At 60.0% G+C, this 3,590-nt stretch carries 3 protein-coding genes; 2 read left to right on the top strand and 1 reads right to left on the bottom strand.

Annotated elements, in window-relative coordinates:
- Positions 1–194: 194 nt before the first annotated feature.
- On the bottom strand, positions 195–1,145 hold the full coding sequence (locus XI08_RS10170; RefSeq protein ID WP_271574311.1) for an ArdC family protein: 951 nt from the start codon (positions 1,143–1,145) through the stop codon (positions 195–197).
- Between the two features lie 226 nt (positions 1,146–1,371).
- On the opposite strand from XI08_RS10170, the gene XI08_RS10165 reads away from it, so the two are divergent.
- Both XI08_RS10165 and XI08_RS10160 read left to right on the top strand, forming a co-directional pair.
- The gene (locus XI08_RS10165; RefSeq protein WP_271574310.1) at positions 1,372–1,878 is read left to right on the top strand and encodes a hypothetical protein; all 507 of its coding nucleotides are present in this window, start codon (positions 1,372–1,374) and stop codon (positions 1,876–1,878) included.
- A gap of 114 nt (positions 1,879–1,992) precedes the next feature.
- A complete protein-coding gene (locus XI08_RS10160; RefSeq protein WP_231144034.1) occupies positions 1,993–3,030 on the top strand; it encodes an IS110 family transposase in 1,038 nt (345 codons plus the stop codon).
- Positions 3,031–3,590 lie beyond the last annotated feature (560 nt).

The raw sequence follows: 3,590 nt of genomic DNA, 5'->3' as shown, positions 1-3,590 counted from the left end.
CTTGTTGAAGGGAATATCGCGGGAGGGACTGAGTTTGATTTTCTGAACGGCGCTTGCCATGTCGGTTTCTCCACGACGGGCGGCCGAAAGACTCTCTCTCGACCTCCTACCCGTCACAGACAAGCTGGCGCGCCTCTCACTCTCTGACGCGCAGCACCAACTCGGGACTGCCCCTGGCACAGCGTGCTGATGCATCACGCAGCCTCCTCTTTGCCCTCGACGACGGACTCGATCGCGGGCGGCAGAAAGGCGAGCAGGAAATCGGCGGCCTTCGATGCCGCACTCGCGGCGCGCACCACGGCGCGATTATCCTCGCGCAGCACCTCCAGCCAGGAACCGATGTAGTCGGCGTGGCGCACGGTCGGGACGATACCGAGCGAGGCACAAACGAAGGCACCCGCCATTTCGGCGACTAGCTCTTCGCGCGCGTACGATTTTGAGCCGAACGAGCCCGAGTGGTCGCGGTTGAGGCGGGACGCCTGGCCGGTCCAATGACCGAGCTCATGGAATGCGGTCCGGTGCCAATTGATCGGCTCGAAATATGCAGCCGGCGGCGGCACCTGCACGAAATCGTCCATCGTGTTGTAGTAGGCGCGCGCGCCCCCGATGCGGAAATCCGCGCCGGTGGCGGCAATCAACGCCTCGGCTCGGGGCTCAATCTGATCTGGTGGCGGCGGGACGACCGAGGCAGCGACCCTCTCCGGCAAGCCATCGCACTGGTCCGTGTTGAAGACCGTAAAACGCTTGAGAAACGGGATGGCGCCCGGCTCTTCACCGGCCTCTGCGGCGCGCCGACGTTCGTCGTCCGGGGTGAAACGATCGGCATAGACGACAGTCGTTCCCCGTTCGCCCTTCCTGACATGGCCGCCAAGCCCGAGCGCCTGGCGAAAAGTGAGCCAGCTCTGTCCGGAAAAGCCGTGCTCGATGACCGCACCCCACAGGATCAGCACATTAATCCCGGAATATCCGCGCTGCGTCGACGCGTTGCGCGGCATCGCGAGCGGCGCCTTGATCACCGCCGTCCCCCAAGGCTGCACCCACGGGATACGGCCAGCCTCCAGCTCGGCGATGATCTTGTCTGTGATTTCGGTGTAAAGGCTCGCGCGGTCTTTGCCGGCGCGAACTCGGGTGGTATGTCCAGGCATCGCGGTTCTCCGCGACGGGCACCGGAAGCCTCTCCTCCGATCTTCAACCCGTCGCGGCAGACCCGGCCCGCACTCTCACTCTCAGTGACGGCGACGCCACGAGCTCTTTGAGAAGCGGATTCGCGGTCGCGCGGCGTTTTGGCGTTAGCGATGAAAGCCCGGCGAGCGGCTCAAGAGCGATCTCACCACTCGTTGGTATCAATTTTGCATTTGTGATATCGTCTCAATGTTGCGCATGTCGATTCACGGCGTGCGCATGTTCACTGAGCCAGTTTTTTACAGAGGACGACATGGCCAAGAAAGCGAAGAAGGCAAAGAAGACCGCCAAGGCAGCCACCAAGAAGGTGGCAAAGAAGACTTCAAAGAAAAAGAAGTAATCGTATCCGCGACTGAGAGATTGCCGCCTGCGGGTCGCCGCAACCCGGACGCAAAGCGAACCTGTCCAAAGGATCTGATCTTTGCAGCCGTTTCTCTAGCGCGGCAAGGCAACATAAGGCCGGCCCTTTGTGCAGCTAGCTACTGCATAAAGGTCCGGTTTTTCGTTTCTGCCCGGCGAGGGGTATGTAGGATCGATACGCCACTTCCAGCGACGGTGACGTCACGAATTCTCCGAGAGAATGGTTTTCGCGGCAGCGCAGCCTTCCTTCGCAAAAGTGATGGAAGCCCGAAGAGCGCGGAGCGAAGGGAAGGCAAAGGCACCCGGCGCGGGGCAGTGATAGCGACGCCGGAATGAAATGACGGCGGACCCGCGACCGAGTGCAGTCGCGAGATGAAGTAACCGGGCACCGACCTCCCGGGCGCATAATGCGTCGACCGATTCGTCCAACAAGATGAGCTGGAGCTCCTGATGAATTACTTCGCTGGACTCGACGTGTCTCTCAAGCGCACAGCGATCTGCATCGTTGATCGAGATGGAAATATCGTCCGGGAAGGAGTGACGGATACCGAACCCGAGGCACTCATTTCCTGGCTGAGAAATACCCGCCTCGCTTTGCAACGCATCGGGCTAGAAGCCGGACAGTGTTCGTCCTGGTTGCACAAGGGGCTTTCGGAAGGTGGGCTACCCGTCGTTTGTGTTGAGACCCGACACGCAAAGAGCGTGATGCAAGCTCAAACTGTCAAGACCGACCGCAACGATGCTCGTGCACTTGCGCAAATGATGCGAACAGGGTGGTTTAAGGCGGTTCACGTCAAATCTGAAGACAGCCAAAAGCTACGGGCGTTGATGGGCAGTCGCCGGTGCCTGATCGACAAGCAACGTGACCTCAATAATCATATTCGGGCCGCACTTCGAACGTTCGGATTCAAAATGGGCCTTATCGGCCAAAGCCGGTTTGAAGAACGCGTACGCGAGCTGATCGTGGCTGATGGAGATTTACAAGCCCTCGTCATTCCATTGCTCGAAGCCCGGCGCATGCTCGGCGAACAAGCACGCGTGTTGACGCGCCTAATTGAGCGCCTGGTTCGCAGCGATGCTACTTGCCGCCGGTTCATGACAGTTCCTGGCGTTGGCCCCCTGACAGCTTTGGCATTCAAGACAACCATCGATGACCCAGGCCGCTTCCGTAAATCACGGCATGTTGGCGTCCATCTTGGACTGACCCCAGGCAAATACGCGTCCGGAGAAATCGACTACAACGGGCGCATCACCCGGTGCGGCGATGCCTTTGCTCGAGAGCACCTCTTTGAAGCCGCTCACTCTTTGATGGTCAACACCAGACGGTGGTGCTCATTAAAGGCATGGGGCATCCGCATCGCTAAACGCAGTTCCATGAAAAATGCGCTGGTCGCGGTGGCCCGCAAGATATCCATCATCCTGCACCGTATGTGGTGCGACGGCACCGACTTCCGGTGGGAAAGATCGGAGGGCGCAGCGGCCGCTTGATACCTGAACGCACTGATCAACAGAACACGGCCGAAAGGCTGTCAAGGAGTCCGGCAGGACGAGGAATGGCGAGGGTGATAACCGGTCTGCAGCGCGAGCTGATCGCGACTGCGCTCCCGAGATGGTCCCGCCACTTCTTCACGAACATCATCATGAGGCGGAGATCCCGACCTCGAAGAGAAGCGCGATCGCCGGATAGCTTGACGCCACGGGAGGTTCGGAAGGCACAGTGACCATGCAATTTGCTACTTGACGCTCCAACCCCGGTTAGAGAAGACCGGTTAACAAGGCACCCGCGTTCGGGGCAGCGATAGCGGCGCCGGCATGAAATGACGGCGGCCCCTAACGCGAGTGCCTCCGGCGAGCGACTCACGATCGCGCGAGGGATCGAAGCCGAGAGACGCCTTGCGGCTCGGTTCATATGTGGACGTATATGGACCCCGCCCGATTGCAACGACCGGCTTGATCAGGATCGACGGTCAGAACTGCTGACGTATATCCGGCTTCTTGATGCGGCTGGACAACGTCTCCGCCGCGAGCCTCGATGGTTTTCGCCCGCT

This window comes from Bradyrhizobium sp. CCBAU 11361, from assembly GCF_028128935.1.
Taxonomy (GTDB): Bacteria; Pseudomonadota; Alphaproteobacteria; order Rhizobiales; family Xanthobacteraceae; genus Bradyrhizobium; species Bradyrhizobium niftali.
This window is presented reverse-complemented; position numbering and strand designations above follow the sequence as displayed.

Coding starts and splice junctions, on each gene's coding strand:
- XI08_RS10170 (WP_271574311.1), bottom strand. CDS start 1,145: ATGCCTGGACATACCACCCGAGTTCGCGCCGGCAAAGACCGCGCGAGC.
- XI08_RS10165 (WP_271574310.1), top strand. CDS start 1,372: ATGTTGCGCATGTCGATTCACGGCGTGCGCATGTTCACTGAGCCAGTT.
- XI08_RS10160 (WP_231144034.1), top strand. CDS start 1,993: ATGAATTACTTCGCTGGACTCGACGTGTCTCTCAAGCGCACAGCGATC.